Source organism: Sphingomonas sp. BK481, assembly GCF_014194875.1.
In the GTDB taxonomy this organism is placed as follows: Bacteria; Pseudomonadota; Alphaproteobacteria; order Sphingomonadales; family Sphingomonadaceae; genus Sphingomonas; species Sphingomonas aerolata.
In genome coordinates, this window is sequence record NZ_JACIAP010000003.1 from 351,181 (window position 1) to 368,145 (window position 16,965).

21 protein-coding genes are annotated in these 16,965 nt (G+C 66.6%); 8 read left to right on the plus strand and 13 right to left on the minus strand.

Translation table 11 applies throughout. The features are described 5' to 3' along the window. The first annotated feature begins 4 nt into the window (after positions 1-4). Positions 5-829 (plus strand): glutaminyl-peptide cyclotransferase, encoded by an 825-nt coding sequence (locus FHY04_RS07965; protein WP_183936045.1) that lies wholly within the window; start codon positions 5-7, stop codon positions 827-829. On the opposite strand, the gene FHY04_RS07970 is transcribed toward FHY04_RS07965, so the two are convergent. The 5 genes from FHY04_RS07970 to FHY04_RS07990 all read right to left on the minus strand — a co-directional run bounded on the left by FHY04_RS07970 (position 826) and on the right by FHY04_RS07990 (position 4,368). Further along, positions 826-2,436, minus strand: coding sequence for a cisplatin damage response ATP-dependent DNA ligase (locus tag FHY04_RS07970; protein ID WP_183936046.1), 1,611 nt, complete (start codon positions 2,434-2,436; stop codon positions 826-828). The genes FHY04_RS07965 and FHY04_RS07970 overlap by 4 nt on opposite strands. Positions 2,437-2,574: 138 nt before the next feature. Beyond that, positions 2,575-2,760 carry a DUF1328 domain-containing protein gene (locus FHY04_RS07975; RefSeq protein ID WP_031395540.1) on the minus strand — a complete coding sequence of 62 codons (186 nt, stop codon included), beginning with the start codon at positions 2,758-2,760 and terminating at the stop codon, positions 2,575-2,577. A gap of 74 nt (positions 2,761-2,834) precedes the next feature. Then, on the minus strand, positions 2,835-3,332 hold the full coding sequence (locus FHY04_RS07980) for a Dps family protein (protein ID WP_031395539.1): 498 nt from the start codon (positions 3,330-3,332) through the stop codon (positions 2,835-2,837). Between the two features lie 106 nt (positions 3,333-3,438). After that, the gene (locus FHY04_RS07985) at positions 3,439-4,005 is read right to left on the minus strand and encodes a TMEM165/GDT1 family protein (RefSeq protein ID WP_183936047.1); all 567 of its coding nucleotides are present in this window, start codon (positions 4,003-4,005) and stop codon (positions 3,439-3,441) included. A 21-nt stretch (positions 4,006-4,026) separates the two neighbouring features. Next, positions 4,027-4,368 (minus strand): hypothetical protein, encoded by a 342-nt coding sequence (locus tag FHY04_RS07990; protein WP_042466204.1) that lies wholly within the window; start codon positions 4,366-4,368, stop codon positions 4,027-4,029. A 205-nt stretch (positions 4,369-4,573) separates the two neighbouring features. Between FHY04_RS07990 and rpmG the strand changes: the two genes are divergently transcribed. Further along, entirely contained in the window at positions 4,574-4,741 is a 168-nt protein-coding gene (rpmG, locus tag FHY04_RS07995) for a 50S ribosomal protein L33 (protein ID WP_017977469.1), read from the plus strand. A gap of 107 nt (positions 4,742-4,848) precedes the next feature. Here the strand turns inward: rpmG and FHY04_RS08000 are convergent, their stop codons facing one another. Continuing rightward, positions 4,849-5,211 carry a response regulator gene (locus FHY04_RS08000; protein ID WP_183936048.1) on the minus strand — a complete coding sequence of 121 codons (363 nt, stop codon included), beginning with the start codon at positions 5,209-5,211 and terminating at the stop codon, positions 4,849-4,851. Between the two features lie 39 nt (positions 5,212-5,250). Between FHY04_RS08000 and FHY04_RS08005 the strand changes: the two genes are divergently transcribed. From FHY04_RS08005 to FHY04_RS08020, 4 genes are read left to right on the plus strand one after another with little or no spacing between them, the layout of a single operon-like run. Next, entirely contained in the window at positions 5,251-5,532 is a 282-nt protein-coding gene (locus FHY04_RS08005; protein WP_183936049.1) for a DUF3572 domain-containing protein, read from the plus strand. Beyond that, entirely contained in the window at positions 5,529-6,155 is a 627-nt protein-coding gene (locus FHY04_RS08010) for a hypothetical protein (RefSeq protein WP_056406780.1), read from the plus strand. Before FHY04_RS08005 ends, FHY04_RS08010 begins: the two co-directional genes overlap by 4 nt. A 33-nt stretch (positions 6,156-6,188) precedes the next feature. Continuing rightward, positions 6,189-6,656, plus strand: coding sequence for a RidA family protein (locus FHY04_RS08015; RefSeq protein ID WP_031396590.1), 468 nt, complete (start codon positions 6,189-6,191; stop codon positions 6,654-6,656). 32 nt (positions 6,657-6,688) lie between these two features. Then, complete coding sequence (locus FHY04_RS08020; RefSeq protein WP_183936050.1) at positions 6,689-7,834, plus strand: GNAT family N-acetyltransferase; 1,146 nt, start codon at positions 6,689-6,691, stop codon at positions 7,832-7,834. Here FHY04_RS08020 and FHY04_RS08025 read toward each other — a convergent pair. Next, positions 7,797-9,389, minus strand: coding sequence for a hypothetical protein (locus FHY04_RS08025; protein WP_051916706.1), 1,593 nt, complete (start codon positions 9,387-9,389; stop codon positions 7,797-7,799). The two genes, FHY04_RS08020 and FHY04_RS08025, sit on opposite strands and share 38 nt — an antisense overlap. Before the next feature lie 119 nt (positions 9,390-9,508). Then, complete coding sequence (locus FHY04_RS08030; RefSeq protein ID WP_236559181.1) at positions 9,509-10,756, minus strand: argininosuccinate synthase; 1,248 nt, start codon at positions 10,754-10,756, stop codon at positions 9,509-9,511. Positions 10,757-10,905: 149 nt separating this feature from the next. Here FHY04_RS08030 and FHY04_RS22890 point away from each other — a divergent pair, with 149 nt between their 5' ends. Continuing rightward, positions 10,906-11,295: an EF-hand domain-containing protein gene (locus FHY04_RS22890; protein ID WP_183936051.1), complete on the plus strand. Its 390-nt coding sequence runs from the start codon at positions 10,906-10,908 to the stop codon at positions 11,293-11,295. Between the two features lie 149 nt (positions 11,296-11,444). Here FHY04_RS22890 and FHY04_RS08040 read toward each other — a convergent pair whose 3' ends face one another. Genes FHY04_RS08040 through FHY04_RS08050 form a run of 3 tightly spaced genes read right to left on the minus strand, consistent with a single transcriptional unit; the run spans position 11,445 to position 14,255 of the window. Next, positions 11,445-12,671 carry a cyclopropane-fatty-acyl-phospholipid synthase family protein gene (locus FHY04_RS08040; protein ID WP_031439117.1) on the minus strand — a complete coding sequence of 409 codons (1,227 nt, stop codon included), beginning with the start codon at positions 12,669-12,671 and terminating at the stop codon, positions 11,445-11,447. Between the two features lie 49 nt (positions 12,672-12,720). After that, positions 12,721-13,482, minus strand: coding sequence for a molybdopterin-dependent oxidoreductase (locus tag FHY04_RS08045; protein WP_183936052.1), 762 nt, complete (start codon positions 13,480-13,482; stop codon positions 12,721-12,723). After that, entirely contained in the window at positions 13,479-14,255 is a 777-nt protein-coding gene (locus tag FHY04_RS08050) for a cytochrome b/b6 domain-containing protein (RefSeq protein ID WP_042466308.1), read from the minus strand. Before FHY04_RS08050 ends, FHY04_RS08045 begins: the two co-directional genes overlap by 4 nt. 51 nt (positions 14,256-14,306) lie before the next feature. Here FHY04_RS08050 and FHY04_RS08055 point away from each other — a divergent pair, with 51 nt between their 5' ends. Beyond that, positions 14,307-14,924 (plus strand): flavin reductase family protein, encoded by a 618-nt coding sequence (locus FHY04_RS08055; protein ID WP_183936053.1) that lies wholly within the window; start codon positions 14,307-14,309, stop codon positions 14,922-14,924. Between the two features lie 71 nt (positions 14,925-14,995). On the opposite strand, the gene FHY04_RS08060 is transcribed toward FHY04_RS08055, so the two are convergent. Both FHY04_RS08060 and rlmN read right to left on the minus strand, forming a co-directional pair. Next, the gene (locus FHY04_RS08060; RefSeq protein WP_260171390.1) at positions 14,996-15,754 is read right to left on the minus strand and encodes a sulfite exporter TauE/SafE family protein; all 759 of its coding nucleotides are present in this window, start codon (positions 15,752-15,754) and stop codon (positions 14,996-14,998) included. Then, entirely contained in the window at positions 15,747-16,937 is a 1,191-nt protein-coding gene (gene rlmN, locus FHY04_RS08065) for a 23S rRNA (adenine(2503)-C(2))-methyltransferase RlmN (RefSeq protein ID WP_042466312.1), read from the minus strand. Before rlmN ends, FHY04_RS08060 begins: the two co-directional genes overlap by 8 nt. Positions 16,938-16,965: the final 28 nt, after the last annotated feature.

Consider the following 16,965-nt stretch of genomic DNA (forward strand, 5'->3'; position numbering starts at 1 on the left):
CAGCATGACGATCGGACACAGCCTGATAGCGGCCGGTCTCGCACTTGCGGGGCCGGCCGTCGCCGTTCTGGCGCAGGGCGCAACGGCGCCCCAGCCCGCCACGCGCACATTGCACGCTCCTGCGCCCGCGCCAGCCGTGCCGATCCTGTCGGTCAGCATCGTGGCCCGCTATCCGCACGATGCGACGGCATTCACCGAAGGCCTGTTGTGGCACGACGGCGCGCTCTACGAGAGCACGGGCAAGGAGGGGCAGTCCGACGTCCGCCGCGTCACGCTTCGCGATGGTCGTATCGTCGCGCGCCGCCGGATCGATCCGGCGCAGTTCGGCGAGGGGCTCGGCCTGTGGAAGAACGAGCTGATCAGCCTGACCTGGCATGACGGGATCGCGCATCGCTGGGACGCCCGCACGCTCAAGCCGACCGGCACCAACCGCTATGCGGGGGAGGGCTGGGGCCTGACGAGCGACAGGGATGGCCTGATCCAGTCCGACGGCAGCGCGTCGTTGATCCTGCGCGATCCCAGGACACTCGCCGAACGTCGCCGGATCAGCGTGACGATCGACGGGCGTCCGCTGACGCAGCTCAACGAACTCGAATATGTCGATGGCGCGATCCTCGCCAATGTCTGGCAGACGGGATATCTCGTCCGCATCGCCCCCGGCACCGGCCGCGTCACCGCGATCATCGATCTGCGTCCGCTGGTCGCCGAGATCGGCGCCCGCGACCGCGACGCGGTGCTCAACGGCATTGCCTGGGATGCCGCGAAAAAGCGGCTGTTCGTCACCGGCAAGCTCTGGCCGACCCTGTTCGAGATCCGGATCAACGGCTAGGGCGCGGGGATCATCCGGCGGAGCGTGTCGATCCGGTCGGCCTCGGCCGCGGGCTTGTCCGTCCGGATCCGCGCGATCCTTGGGAAGCGCATCGCAATCCCCGACTTGTGCCGCTTCGACTCCTGCAGCGCGTCGAACGCGATCTCGAGCACCATCGTCTTGGCGACCTCGCGCACCGGCCCGAACCGGTTGAGCGTGTTCTTGCGGACGAACGAATCGAGCATCCGCAGCTCCTCGTCGGTAATCCCCGAATAGGCCTTGCCGACTGGCAGCAGTTCGCCCTCCTCGGTCCAGCAGCCAAAGGTATAGTCCGAATAATAGGAGGACCGCCGGCCGCTGCCCCGCTGCGCGTACATCATCACGCAATCCGCGGTGAGCGGGTCGCGCTTCCATTTATACCAGAGCCCGACGCGGCGCCCGCCGACATAGGGCGAGTCGCGGCGCTTGAGCATCACGCCCTCGATCGCCGAGTCGCGCGCGCCCGCACGCACCGCCTCGAGCGCGGTGAAGTCCGCGGCGTCGATCACCTGGCTCAGGTCGAAACGCTCGGCATCGAGCTGCGGCATGAACGCCTCGAGCCGCGCGCGTCGCGCGGTCCAGGGCAGCGCACGCAGATCCTCGTCGCCATCGATCAACAGGTCATAGAGGCGGACAAAGGCCGGATACTCGGCCAGCATCTTCGCCGACACCGTCTTGCGCCCCAGCCGCTGCTGCAGCGCGTTGAAGCTCGCCGCGCCGCCGCCCTCCTCCAGCGTGCCCCCCTGATGCTCGCCCTTGACCAGCAATTCGCCGTCGACCGTCCCCGGCGTGACGAAGGCGGCGGCGATTTCGGGGAAGCTCGCGGTCACGTCGTCGCCGGTCCGGCTGTAGAGTCGCGTTTCACCCGCGACATGGACGATCTGCACGCGGATCCCGTCCCATTTCCACTCCGCCGCATAGTCGGCGAGGTCGACGCGCAGATCCTCCAGACCATGGGCGAGCATGAAGGGACGGAAGACGGGGACGTTGGCGGGGGTCGGTTGCGCGCCATGCCCCTCCGCCCAGGCGAACAGCGTCGGATAGGGGGCTGCCAGGCCATGCCAGACTTCCTCGACCGCATCGACGTCGAGCCCGAACGCATCCGCCAGCGCGGTCTTCGCCAGGCGCGACGAAACGCCGATCCGCAGCCCGCCGGTCGCCATCTTGAGCAGGGCGAAGCGCTCCTCCGCATCCGACCGATCGAGCATCGCGGCAAGCGCCGCCGGCGCCTCGGCGCGCGACAGCGTCATCAGCCGGTCGACCACCTGCGAGATCGACAGCGGTTCGGCGGGCACCGGATCCGGTCCCAAGGGCTCGGGCTCTGGCCACAGCAGGGCGACGGTCTCGGCGGTATCGCCGACATAATCGCGGCTCATCCGGAAGAGGACGGGATCGATACGGTCCTCGATCAATCCGCGGATGACCGCCGATTTGACGCCCGGCAGATCGAGATCGCCGGTCAGCGCCGCCATCGCCCAGCCACGATCGGGGTCGGGCGTCACGCGCAGATAATCGCCGATCAGCTTCAGCTTCGCATTGCGCGACCGCGTATAGGTGAGGGCATCGAGGAGCGCGGCGAAAGCATGCATGATCCGATAACGCGCCGCCCGGCACTCGGCTCCGGGCCGGCGTCCACGTCGCTGCGGGCGCTACATCAAAAAGGTCCCCGCCGTTCCCGGCGAGGGCCTTATCTTGGCATCGGCGCGAGCTGATGCAATCTCGTCGCGTCAGTCGATCGCGTTCTTGATCCCCTTGCCGGCCAGCAGACCGAGCACCAGGAAGATCACGAACAGCGCGATCGCGATGAAGAACAGCACCTTGGCGATGCCGATAAACGCCCCGCCGACGCCGCCAAATCCGAGCAGGGCCAGCACGAGGCCGATGATCAAGAAGGTGATGGCGAGCTTCAACATGGGCATTCTCCTGTTCCTGACAGAACCCGTCCCGCCCATGTCGGTTCCGACACGGGAAGGACGGGCGCCGGGGTTCAGGCCTTGCGGCTGGCTTCGAACAGGAACCAGGCGCGTTCCTCGGCCTGATCGGTCCATTCGTCGACGATGCCGCTGGTGGCATTGTCCTTGGCCTCGTCGGCGGCGTCCTTGACGATCCGGAACTGTTCGACGAGCTTCAGATTGTCTTCGCGAAGCTCGGCGAGCATTTCGGTCGGTCCGACGAAATCCTTGTCATTGTCAGGGATGCTCTGGCGGCGCGAAATGTCGCCGATCGAGCGCAGTGTCGTGTTGCCGGTCTTGCGGACGCGCTCGGCGATCGCATCGGTCACGCCCAGGATCTGTGCCGCCTGGTCATCGAGCAACAGATGATAGTCACGGAAATGCGGACCCGACATGTGCCAGTGAAAGTTCTTGGTCTTCAGATACAAGGCATAGCAATCGGCGAGCGAGGCATTGAGCGCTTCGGCAACCGTCTTCGTGCTGTTGCTGACGAGATCGGTGGGCGTGTCGAGTGCGGGGTTGGTGGCGGGCATCGAAAACTCCATGCATGGGAATGTCTGTGGATCGTTGCGTCAACGAAGCGATAGCCGAAATGCTCCCGTCGCGCATGCGCCATTCCTCATCTGAGTGATCGCCCGGCTAGATCAATCGCGCAGCGCTTAGGCCCAGAATGACCCCCAGGATCACGAATATCAGCCCGATGCCGGTGCGCAGTCGGGCGAGCGGCCATCGGCGCCACGCGGCTTCACCCATCATCGCCGCGGGGACGATCACCACCAGCGATCCGATCGTCGCGCCGACCGCCGCCAGCATCGGCACGGCGCTGCGAAGTGCGAGGGCGGCCACGATGAACTGTATGCCGTCGCCGAACGCAAGGATGAACAGCCCGAGCATCGTGGTGGCGACCGCGCCGGTCCGCCAGCCCCGCAGCGGATCGGGCGCCTTGACCGGCAGCAGCGCACCGCCGCCCTGGAGGATCAGCGCCAGCGCCAGCATCAGCTGGCGCGCATTGGGGGTCAGCAGCGGCGCGACCGCGATCCCGCCCGCGACCGCCAGGCTACCGGCGAGCAGCAGCGCGAGCGCCGCCGCAAGGATCACCAGCCGCGGCTTGCGATACCGATCGGACAGGATCGCGGCGAGCCACGCGGTTCGATCGCCGACCTGCGCCAGCGCGGCGGCGACGAGCGCCGCCATCAGCGCGTCCATCGCTAACGCGTCACGCGCGGGTCATCCCGCGAGCCGTACCGAACAGGCGGCCGCGAAGACATGGCAGGCCTGGACGTCCTGCCGCTCGCTATAGATCGCGTCGCTGAGCGTCATCAGCCAGCCATGGACGAGCGCGCCATGTTCGCCGCGCGACAGCGCCGAATCGATGAAGTGCGTGACGGTCACCGCGGGGTTCATGCCGTTGCGATGCGCGATCAGGCGGATCGCGTCGATATCGGGCGCGAGATCGGTCGCGCGGGTATAGGGCGCGCGGACGTCGATCGCGGCGATCCGGGCCGCAAGCTCGGCCTTTACCAGTGCCAGATCCTGGAATTCCGCGACTCGCTCGGCAACCTGCCCCATGATCCCGCCTCCTGTCTTTCTTATGGGATGCATCGTGCGCCCATGCCGATAAAGATGGGGTTAAACACCCTGCGATGCGGGATTCCGGGGCGAATATGGGGTGATATGGTTGACTTGGCCGGCAGCATGCGCCATGCGCCGCGACAGATCGGGCGGTGGCATGCGTGCTGCCGCCCTAGCATTTTCAGCCTTAAGGATTGGGCTCATGGCCAAGCCGACTACCGTCAAGATCAAGCTCGTCAGCACCGCGGACACCGGCTTCTTCTACGTCACCAAGAAGAATCCCCGCACGAAGACCGAGAAGCTCTCGTTCAGCAAGTATGATCCCGTCGTGCGCAAGCATGTCGAGTTCAAGGAAGCCAAGATCAAGTAAGTCGACGCGGCGGCGATGCCGTCGCGCGTTTACGATGCGATCGCAAGGCCGCGGGTAGCGATACCCGCGGCCTTCGGCGTTCAAGCGTAGAGGGTCTCGCGGTTCGCTTAGACGAACGCGCGCACCGCTTCCATGAAGCGGGCGAGGCTGATCGGCTTCGAGATATAGGCGTCCGCGCCCGCGGCACGGATCCGGTCCTCGTCCTCGCGGCCTGCATAGGCGGTGACCGCCATCACCGGGATCGCGCGCAGCACGTCGTCGGCCTTGAGCTCAAGGATGATCTCATAGCCGGTGACGTGCGGCATCTGGATGTCCATGATGATCAGGTCGGGGGCGAATTCGCGCGCCCGCACCACCGCCTCGCGCCCGTCGCGTACAGGTTCGGCAAGGTAATCATGCGCCCGCAAAAGGTCGCAGAATAGTTTCAGGTTGAGTTCGTTGTCCTCGACAACGAGCACCTTCTTTGCCACGCGAGCCACCATTCGTTTCAAGAAGGATGACAATAGGCAATGCGCGGCGCCGTTACAAATAAAGACGCTGAGGCCCTGGCGCTGCAAGCCCTGGTATGGACGCTGAGCGAGCCGGACCGAGCGATGCGCCTGTTGTCGGTGACCGGACTCGACCCTGCCGACCTGCGCACGCGGGCCGGCGAGCCCGCCGTGCTCGCGGCGGTACTTGGTTTCCTCGAATCGCATGAACCCGATCTTGTCGCCTGCGCCGAAACGCTCGGCATCAGGCCCGAGGCGCTGGTCCGCGCGCGGATGACGCTCGATCCGGGGTTTGAAGCATGAAGCCGCTGCTGATCAGCGATTGCGACGAAGTGCTGCTGCACATGGTCAAGCATTTCGGCACCTGGCTCGACGAGGCGCATGATATCGATTTCGAGATCGGCCACGGCGATTTCGCCAACAGCATGACGCGCCGCGACGGCGGGCCCGCGCCCACGCGCGAGGACATGTGGGCACTGCTCGGCGGGTTCTTTCCTGCAGAGATGCACCGCCAGACTTTGGTGCCGCATGCCCGCGAGGCGCTCGCGACGCTCGCCGAGATCGCGGACATCGTGATCCTGACCAATTTGCAGGACGAATGTCGCCTGCCGCGGATCGAGCAGCTCGCCGCGTTCGACATCGCTCACCGTGTGGAGTGCAACCAGGGCGGCAAGGGCGACCCCGTCGCGCGGCTGGTCGCCGAATATGGCAACCCCGTCACCGTCTTCGTTGACGACCTCGCGGTGCATCACGAATCGGTCGCGCGGCATGCGCCGGGCGTCCACCGGCTGCACATGGTGTCCGAGCCGACGCTGGCGGGGGCGGTGCCCAGGGCGCCCGCCGCGCATGCCCGGATCGACGACTGGCGCGAGGCGCAGGCCTGGATCGCCGCGCGGTTCGCCGCCGGGGTGCCCGCGGACGCTTGACCCGCCCCCCGTGGCTGTGGTGAGACCGCGCACATGACCGATCGTATCGACCGCAAGCTCGAAGAGCTTGGCCTGACGCTGCCGCAGGCCGCCGCCCCCGTCGCATCCTATGTTCCCGCCGTCGAGGCGAACGGGCTGCTGCACATCTCCGGCCAGCTGCCGTTCAAGGATGGCCAGATCGTCACCGGTCGCCTCGGCGACGGCGTGTCGCTCGAGGACGGGCAGGACGCGGCGCAGCGCTGCGCGCTGATGCTGGTCGCGCAGATGAAGGCGGCGCTCGGCTCGCTCGGCCGCGTCGAGCGGATCGTGAAACTCGGCGTGTTCGTCAATTCGCATGGCGATTTCACCGATCAGCCCAAGGTCGCGAACGGCGCGTCCGACCTGATGGTCCAGCTGTTCGGCGAAGCGGGCAAGCATGCCCGCTCGGCCGTCGGCGTTCCCGTGCTGCCGCTGGGCGCCGCGGTCGAGATCGACGCGATCGTCCAGGTCTCGGCCGCTTGAGACTGACGCCTGCGCGCCTATTTTAGGAGCGCATGACAGCCATTACCGCCCGCATCGCCCAAGGCGTTACCTCGATCGCGGCGGAGGACTGGGACGCCTGCGCCGGCGACGCGAATCCGTTCGTCGGCCACGCCTTCCTCGCCGCGCTCGAGGCCTCGAAAAGCGTCGGTGGACGATCGGGGTGGCAGGCCCTGCCGGTGGTCGTCGATGGCGACGACGGCCGGCCGGCCGGGATCGCGCCCGCCTATGCCAAGAGCCATAGCCAGGGCGAATATGTGTTCGATCAAGGCTGGGCCGACGCGTGGGAGCGGGCAGGGGGGCAATATTACCCCAAATTGCAGATTGCCGCGCCGTTCAGCCCGGTGCCCGGCCCACGCCTGCTCCTGCGCGACCCGGCGGTGGCGCCCGCGCTGATCGCCGCGCTCGAGGCGGTGACCGACCAGAGCGGGCTGTCCTCCGCGCATGCGACCTTCATCGCCCCCGCCGAGGTCGCGCTGTTCGAGGCCGCCGGATGGCTGATCCGTCAGGGCACGCAGTTCCACTGGACCAATGACGGCTATGCGAGCTTCGACGATTTCCTTGCCGCCCTCGCCAGCCGCAAACGCAAGGCGATCCGCAAGGAGCGCGCCGCTGCGGTCGAGGGACTGACGATCCGGCATCTGACGGGCGCGGAGATCACGCCCGCGCACTGGGACGCATTCTGGGTCTTCTACCAGGACACGGGCAGCCGCAAATGGGGCCAGCCCTATCTGACGCGCGCCTTTTTCGACCGGATCGGTCAGACGATGGGCGACCGGGTGCTGCTGATCCTCGCCGAGCGCGACGGCGTGCCGATCGCGGGGGCGCTGAACCTGATCGGTGCGGACACGCTCTACGGCCGCTATTGGGGCGCGACCGAGGAGGTGCCGTTCCTCCATTTCGAGCTCTGCTATTACCAGGCGATCGATGCGGCGATCGCGCGCGGGCTGAAGACGGTCGAGGCGGGCGCGCAGGGCGAACACAAGCTCGCGCGCGGCTATGCGCCGGTCGCGACCTATTCCGCGCATTACATCCCGGATCCGGGCTTCCGCCGCGCGATCGCCGACTTTCTCGTCCGCGAGCGCGAGGCGGTCGCCTCCGACCGCGACTATCTTGGCGAGCTTACTCCGTTTCGGCGGGCGGAACCGCCGACCGGTTGACCTTGTACAGCACGCTGGTGCCGTCGCGGCGGATCGGGGTCAGGTCGCGGATCAGCGCGGGGTCGAACGCCGGCGGGTGGATCAGCCAGACATAATCGAACGCGTCGCGGGGGAAATGCTCCAGCGCCATCGCGATCGGCCGCCAGAACTGGCCACGACAGCGGATATCCGTAACGATTTCGGACGGATCATGCGCAAAGCCGCGCGCGATCGGATAGCGCGTCGTCATCAGCTGTCCGCCCGCCATCGACCACTGGTCGTTGGTGAAGGCCAGCCGCCGCTCGAGCAGCAGCGCCGGGACATGCTCGAGCCGCGAATAGGCCCAGTCGTCGCGACAGCGCCGCCCGACGAAAGAGACCACGCGCGCGCGCTCGGGCACGGTGTCGATCGCGGCGATCGCCTGGTCGTAGCTGCGGTCATAGATCAGGAAGCTGATCGTGGTGCCCGCCAGCCGGACCGCGAAGAAGCTGAACCCCAGTACCGCCAGCGTCGCGGCGCCGCGCAGCGACAGGCGGTTGCGCGGGCGCAGCGCGATGATCGCGAACGCCAGCATGAACGGCGCGAGCCGCATGTCGGCATAGGCCGAGCCGAACACGATCCGCGGCAACAGGATATAGACGAGCGCGAGGAACAGCGCGGACAGCGCGAGGTTGCGCGAATATTCGATCGTCTGGTCGCGCACGCCGCGGAACAGGATGACGAACAGCACGGTGACCGACGCGATGTCGAACGCCATCCAGCGATCGCGCAGGACCATCGTGATCCAGTTCATCTTCCAGCGCCAGTTGAACCAGTCCTGCGTCTTCCCCGTGACGTGGTCGCCCGACCGCCACAGCACCATCATCACCATCGGCAGCGCCAGCGGGATACAGCTGAGCCCGGCGCGGATGAACGCGCCGATCCAGCCCTTGATCGCGCCTTCGCCGCGCACCCCGGTCTTGCGGATGTCGTGCTGGCGGATCAGCTCGGCGGAGAAGGCGAGCACGCCCAGCACGCCCCAGCCGAAGGTATGGCACAGCCAGAGCAGGCAGGATCCGGGCACGAACAGGATCGTGCGCAGCCGCAGCCGTTCGAGCCGCCCGAGGCGGAGCCACAGCGCGAACATGTTGAGCGCGAGCGCCATCGCCAGCGCGAAGTTCACGAAGCCGAACTGGAACGGATAGCTATAGGCGAGCGGCAGCGCGAACAGCGCGGTCGCCGGGATCCGGCCATGCACCTCGCGCGCGATCCACAGTAGCCCGGTGACGGTCAGCGCGGGGATCGCCATGACGATCAGCTTCACCGCGAGCTGCAACCCGAAGATCGGCGCGAGCGGCACGATCAACAGGTCGATGCCGAGATTGCCGATCAGCTGCCAGCGGAAGTCATACCATTGGCTGAGCCAGGGATTGTCGCCGATCGCGAGCTGGACGCGGTAGCGCCCCATATGCCCGGGCAGATCGACGAGAGGCGGCACCTCCGGCCACAGCAGCGGGATGATCGATGCCAGCGCGACGCACGCGACGAACGTGCGCGTCTGCCACCAGTGAAGTTCCGTTGTTGTCCCCCGCGCCATCCCTCGACGCCTAGCGCCGCAGGGGGGCATTCGACAAGCGCCGACCGCGCCGCATTGCGACGGAATACACCGCCAGGGCTCCCGGCCCCCGAGCGTCGGGGGACGGGAGCCGGTATCGCTCACACCTGGTCGCGGCGGCCCAGCAGGCGCAGGCGCAGCGCGTTCAACTTGATGAAGCCGGCCGCGTCGCGCTGGTCATAGGCGCCCTGATCGTCCTCGAACGTCACGACCTTTTCCGAATAGAGCGAGTTGGGCGACTTGCGGCCGACCACATACACGCCGCCCTTGTACAGCTTCAGCCGGACGGTACCCGACACCTTCTCCTGGCTGTGATCGATCGCTGCCTGGAGCATCTCGCGCTCGGGCGAGAACCAGAAGCCGTTGTACAGCAGCTCGGCATAGCGCGGCGCGAGCTCGTCCTTCAGATGCGCCGCGCCGCGATCGAGCGTCAGCTGCTCGATGCCGCGATGCGCGAGGTGATAGATGGTGCCGCCCGGCGTCTCGTACATGCCACGGCTCTTCATGCCGACGAAGCGGTTCTCGACCAGGTCGAGACGGCCGATGCCGTGACGCCGGCCATAGTCGTTGAGCGTCGACAGCAAGGTCGCGGGGCTCATCCCCTCGCCGTTGATCGCGACGCCGTCGCCACGCTCGAAATCGATCGTGATGTACTCGGGGACGTCGGGCGCGTCCTCGGGGTTCACCGTGCGCGAATAGACATAGTCCGGCACCTCGTCCCACGGATTCTCGAGCACCAGCCCTTCGGACGAGGTGTGGAGCATGTTCGCATCGGTCGAGAAGGGTGCCTCGCCGCGCTTGTCCTTGCTGACCGGGATCTGGTGCTGTTCGGCGAATTCGATCAGCTTGGTGCGGCTGGTGAGATCCCACTCGCGCCACGGTGCGATCACCTTGATGTCGGGCGACAGCGCATAATAGCCGAGCTCGAAGCGGACCTGGTCGTTGCCCTTGCCGGTCGCGCCGTGGCTGACCGCGTCGGCGCCGACCATCCGGGCGATCTCGATCTGGCGCTTGGCGATCAGCGGGCGCGCGATCGACGTGCCGAGCAGGTACAGCCCCTCGTACAGCGCGTTCGAGCGCATCATCGGGAACACGTAATCGCGCACGAATTCCTCGCGCAGATCGTCGACGAAGATGTGCTCGGGCTTGACGCCCATCATCTCGGCCTTCGCGCGTGCGGGCTCGAGTTCCTCGCCCTGGCCCAGATCCGCGGTGAAGGTGACGACTTCGCAGTTGTAGGTCTGCTGGAGCCATTTCAGGATCACGCTGGTGTCGAGGCCGCCCGAATAGGCGAGGACGACCCGATTGATGCCGGCGTCGCCGGCGGCGCGGTTGATCTGATCGGTCACGGGCAAGATCCTTTGGGCAATATCCAATGCCCGCGCCCCTATGCGCTGGACGCCCTGCATGCAACCGGGGCATGCAACCGGCCGCATTCATGGCGCGTACAACCAACCCGCGCTACGTGCGCGCCCAGATCATTTGGAGTGTCCCGACCGTGCTACGTCAAACGCTTACCCTGTTCGTCCTCGCCGGCCTCGCGACGCCCGCGCTGGCGCAGGAGACCCGCGCTTCCGTGTCCGCCAAGTTCAAGGCCGAGTTCGCCGCGCGCGATACCAACAAGGACGGCGTCCTGACGCGCGCCGAGGTCCAGGCGGGGATCAGCCAGATGAAGGTCGGGCCGGGGCGCCCGGATCCGGTCCACGCCAAGCGGCTTGCCGAACTGTGGTTCAGCAGCGCCGACACCAACAAGGACGGCAAGGTCACGCAGCCCGAGGCCCAGGCACTGCTCGCCGCGACCTTTGCGAAATATGACGCGAACAAGGACGGCAAGATCGGCGGCGACGAGCGATCGGCCGCGAAGTCGCAGATGCAGGGCAACCGCTGAGGCCACCCTTATAGTATCGTCATCCCCGCGGAGGCGGGGATCCAGACCGGCTGGCTTTTCGGTTTCATCACCGGAGCCTGCCAGTCTGGATTCCCGCCTTCGCGGGAATGACGAACGTCCGGATCTTACCCTGCGCCAAGGACGGGAAATTAGCCCGCGCGCAACGCCCGTTCGCCCTCGATCATATAGTCACGTGTCAGCGGCAGCGTCATCCGGCTCTTCGACAGCTGGATCTGGTAATTGACCATCCCCCCGGTACGGAACGCCGCGGCGGCACCTGCGAGGTAGAAGGTCCACATCCGGTAGAAGCGCTCGTCGTAGAGCGCGACGATCGCATCCTTCGCCGCCACCGTCCGGTCGTACCAATGGTCGATCGTCAGCGCGTAATGCACGCGCAGCACCTCGATATCGGTCGGGAAGAACTTCAGCCCCTCATAACCGCGGACGATCTCCGACAGCGCGGGGTTGTAGCCGCCGGGGAAGATGTACTTGGTCGTGAAGGTGTCGGTCACGCCGGGCCCGCCCATCCGGCCGATCGTGTGGAGCAGCATCACCCCGTCCGCGCTCAGCAGGTCGCGACACTTGCGGAAGAACGTCTTGTACTGCGGCGGGCCGACATGCTCGAACATGCCGACCGACACGATCCGGTCGAACGTACCCGTCAGCGCGCGATAGTCGATCAGCTCGAACTTCACCTTGTCCGCGACGCCGGCCTCCTCGGCGCGGCGCCGCGCGACCTTGAGCTGTTCCTCGCTCAGCGTGACACCCAGGACCTCGGCCCCGGTCTTTGCGTGCAGGTACAGCGCCATGCCGCCCCAGCCGCAGCCGATGTCGAGCACGCGCATGCCGGGCTGGATCGCGAGCTTCGCGGCGATATGCGCCTTCTTGTCGTCCTGCGCCTGTTCCAGGCTGTTGCCGGCATCGGTGAAGTACGCGCACGAATATTGGCGATCGGCGTCGAGGAACAGATCGTAGAGCCGGTCGGACAGGTCGTAATGATGCGCGACGTTCTTCTTCGACCGGCGCGCCATGTTCACCCGGTCGACGCGGTGGACAACCTTGTCGAGCAGCTTGATCGGCAGCGACGGATTGAGCCCGCCGCCGCGCTCCCACGGGCTGTTGCCCTTGAGCAGGTTGACGAGGTCGCGGATGTCGCCGCGCTCGATCACCAGGCGGCCGTCCATGAACGCTTCCGCCGCGCCCAGCGCCGGGTGGCGGACGATCGCGCCCGCAACACCGGGGGCGGTAAGGCGGATGGTGACGGGGTTGTAGGCAGGGTCGGGCGTGCCGAATTGCTTGGTGGTACCGTCCGCGTGGATCAGCGTGAGTTCGCCGGTTTTTACCTGCCGGGCGAGAAAGCGATCGAATAGGGCCATGTCGCGTTAGCTAATGACTGGTATGGAAATGCGCCACCCCCGGGCGGCGTCAGATCCCCGCATACCAATCATAATCCACATTATCTTCCCAATAGCCGCCCTTGCCCTTGCCGATCCCGGCCAGGCTGGCGACGGCGTCTATCGCCATGATATATTTGGCATGTTTGTAGCCAAGCTGGCGTTCGACGCGCAGCCGGACGGGGGCGCCGTGCGCGACGTCCAGAATCTGATCATTCAACGCCCACGCGAGGATCGTCTGTGGGTGGAATGCGTCGATCAGGTCGATCGACTCGTAATAGGGCGTGCCCCGGTACAGGTCGGCGCAGGTGAAGACGATGTAGCGCGCGGTCTCGCGGATCCCCGCGGCCTTCAACAGCGTGGCAAGCTTCGGACCCTGCCACTTGGCGATCGCCGACCAGCCCTCGACACAGTCGTGCCGCGTGATCTGCGCGCGCGCGGGCATCTGGCGGAGCTGCGGCAGCGAGAGCGACAGCGGCCGGTCGACCAGCCCGCCGACGCGCAAGCGATAGTCCGCGAAGTTGTTCACCAGCAGCTCGGTATAGGCCGGGGTGCCCGGGTTGCGCGTGCCGTTCGACCGGAAGATCGGCGACATCTGCGCTGCGCTGAACTCGGGGACGAGCGCGTTGCGATCGGTCAGCGCGCGTTGCAGCCCGCGCTGCATCTCCTCGCCCATGAACAGGATCTTGCGCGCCTCGGGATGCTGGATGATCTTGTCGCACCCGGTGAGCAACGCGCCGGCGCCGACCGCCGCGCCTGCGACCAGCGAGCGGCGGGTGATGATGGTGCTCATGCGGCATCCTCCCCGGTATGCGCGGGGACGTGCCCCGGAACGGTAAAGCGTCCGGTGATCATCGATCGCACCTCGTTCCACGCGCCCGCCAGGATCACGAGCGCGAGGTGGACGATGATGAACAGCACGAGCGCGACCATCGCGATGAAGTGGATCGACCGCGCCGACTGCCGCCCGCCGAAGATGTCGAGCAGCCACGGCCACGCGGCATCCATCGCCGGCGACATCGCCAGCCCGGTGAGGATCATCACCGGCAGCAGGATGAAGATCGTCGCGACATAGGACAGCTTCTGCAGGATGTTGTACGCGGCGGGCCGCTTCGGATCGTGGAAACGCAGTGCCAGATGCTCGCGCACGTCATGCGCCACTTCGCGCGGCGCAAGCTCACCCGCCCGGACGCGAAGGTCGCGCTGGAAATGCCGATTGAACAGGCTGACGATCATGAAGCCGAGCAGCGCGAACGACAGGACCAGTGCGAAGAACAGGTGCCAGCGTCGCGAGATGGCGAGGTTGTAGCTCGCCGGAATCGTCAGCAGGTTGATCAGCGTCACCACCCAGCCCGGCCACTGGTCGAGCGTCGTCCACGCCTGATCGAAGTTCGCACCATAGCGCCCCCAGTAGAATCGCGGATGCGCCTTCAAGATGCCGATCCCGCTGCCGATCATGATGAACATCGCCACCGCGGTGATCCAGTGCCACAGCCGCGTCGCGATCCGGTGGCGTTTGATGACGGTGACAGGGGCGGTGGCGATAGGGCGGGCGGGATCGTTCATGCTTGGCCTTCGCTTTAGGCGACAAGCTCCGACCATAGCAGGGATACGCGTATGACCGAATGGCATTCTTACGAACCGACGCGCGGCCATCGCCTGCCGCATGATCCGCTCAACGCGATCGTCGCGCCGCGCCCTATCGGCTGGGTGAGCACGCTGTCCGCGGACGGCGTACCCAATCTTGCGCCCTACAGCTTCTTCAACCTGTTCAACTACACCCCGCCGCTGATCGGCTTTTCGTCGATGGGGTGGAAGGACAGCGTCGCCAACATCGCCGCGACCGGCGAATTCGTCTGGAACCTCGTCAGCCGCGATCTGGGCGAGGCGATGAACGCGACCGCGGCCAATGTCGCGGCGGACGTCGACGAATTCGCACTCGCGGGGCTCGAGACGCTGGCGTCGCTGCACGTGAAGCCGCCGCGCGTCGCCGCGAGCCGTGCGCAGTTCGAATGCAAGGTGACGCAGATCGTCCGGCTGGAAACCAAGGAGGGACGCGAACTCGACCAGTGGCTGGTGCTCGGCGAGGCGGTCGCGATCCATATCGACCCGGCGATGCTCGAGGACGGCGTGTACCAGACCGCGCGCGGCGAACCGATCCTGCGCGGCGGCGGCCCGGCGGATTATTTCGCGATCACCGAGGAGTCGCTGTTCAAGATGCGTCGGCCGGGTTGACCTGAGGCGGTTGGTCCACCCGCGAAGGCGGGTGCCCAGACTGGGTCCCCGCCTTCGCGGGGACACACGCCTCAGCCATACGCTCGCCAGAAGAACACGATCGTCGTCGCGATCGTTACCAGCAGCGTCCACACCCGAATGACCTTGGCGGGCAGCACCAGTCCGAGCTTCGCGCCGAAATGCCCGCCGACGATCCCGCCGAGCAGCATCGGTATGCACAGCGCCCAATAGACCATGCCGGTGGCGATGAAGACGAACGTCGCCGCCAGATTGGCGACCGCGAGCATCAGCGTGCGCGGTGCGGCAAGCATGGCGGGCGTCGCGCCCGACAACAGCCCCCAGGCGGCGGTCAGCATCAGCCCGACCCCGCCGCCGAAATAACCGCCATAGACGCCGAGCATCGCCTGCACCGCGACCAGCGATTTCGGCCCGATCTCGACCCGCGCCCGCAGCCAGAGCGACGCCTGCGTCCCGAACGCGATCGCCAGAGTCGCGAACAGCAGCAGCCACGGCACGATCAGGTCGAACGCGCGCGCCGAGGTCGCGACGAGCAACAGGCTGCCGACGAGCCCGCCGACGAAGGTGATCCCCGCCATCGTCCGCATGCCGACGCCCGACACCGGCTCCAGCCCGTGCCGATAGGTCCACGCGCTCGCCATCGCGCCGGGCTGGAGCGAGACGTTGCTCGTCGCATTGGCGAAGGTCGACGGCACGCCCAGCCCGATCAGCGCGGGCATCGTCGCGAAACTGCCGCCACCCGCCAGCGCGTTCATCGCGCCGCCCAGCAACCCCGCACCCGCCGCCAGTGCCACCACACCCAAATCAGGCAAGCGCGGCTTCGCGATCGAGTTGCGCGCGGCTCTTCTTCTCCGACGCGGTCTTCAGCTGCCCGCACGCCGCATCGATGTCGCGCCCGCGCGGGGTGCGCACCGGCGCCGAAATGCCCGCCCCGAACACGATGCTCGAGAACGACTTGATCCGCTCGGGCGTCGAGCATTCATAGGCCGCACCCGGCCATGGGTTGAACGGGATCAGGTTCACCTTGGCGGGCAGCTCGTATTTGCGCAGCAGCCGGACGAGTTCGTGCGCGTCGGCGTCCGAATCATTCTTGTCCTTCAGCATCACATATTCGAACGTGATCCGGCGCGCATTGTTGGTGCCGGGATAGTCCGCGCAGGCCTGGAGCAGTTCCTCGATGCCGTATTTGCGGTTGAGCGGCACGATCTCGTCGCGCACCTCCTTGGTCACCGCGTGCAGCGACACCGCGAGGTTCACGCCGATCTCCGCACCCGCGCGCGCCATCATCGGCACCACGCCGCTGGTCGACAGCGTGATCCGGCGGCGGCTGAGCGCGAGCCCTGCGCCGTCCATCACCAGCTTCAGCGCATCGCGGACATTCTCGAAATTATACAGCGGCTCGCCCATCCCCATCATCACGATGTTGGTGAGCATGCGGCCCTCGGGCTGGCTCGGCCATTCGCCGAGCGAATCGCGCGCAAGCATCACCTGGCCGACGATCTCGGCAGGCGTCAGGTTGCGCACCAGCCGCATCGTGCCGGTGTGGCAGAAGGTGCAGTTGAGCGTGCAGCCGACCTGGCTCGACACGCACAACGTGCCGCGATCCGCGTCGGGGATGAACACCATCTCGTAATCCTGCGCGTCGTCCGATCGCAGCAGCCATTTGCGCGTGCCGTCGGTCGACACCTGCGCCTCGACCACATTGGGCCGGCTGATCACGAAGCGCTGTTCGAGCCACGGATGCATCGTCTTCGAGATGTCGGTCATCGCCGAAAACTCGGTCGCGCCGCGATTGTAGATCCAGTGCCACAGCTGCTTGGCGCGCAACTTGGCCTGTTTTTCCTCGAGCTGCGACGTCTCCAGCGCCATCCGCAGATCGGCGAGCGACAGCCCGAGCAGGTCGATACGCCCGTCGCTGCGCGGCACGAAGCTGCGGGGAACGGGCACGGGATCGATGTGCCCGGGGATGGGCATGAGGTTCGCGGCGGTCTGCATGGCCGGGCGCATAGCGGAATTTTGCCGA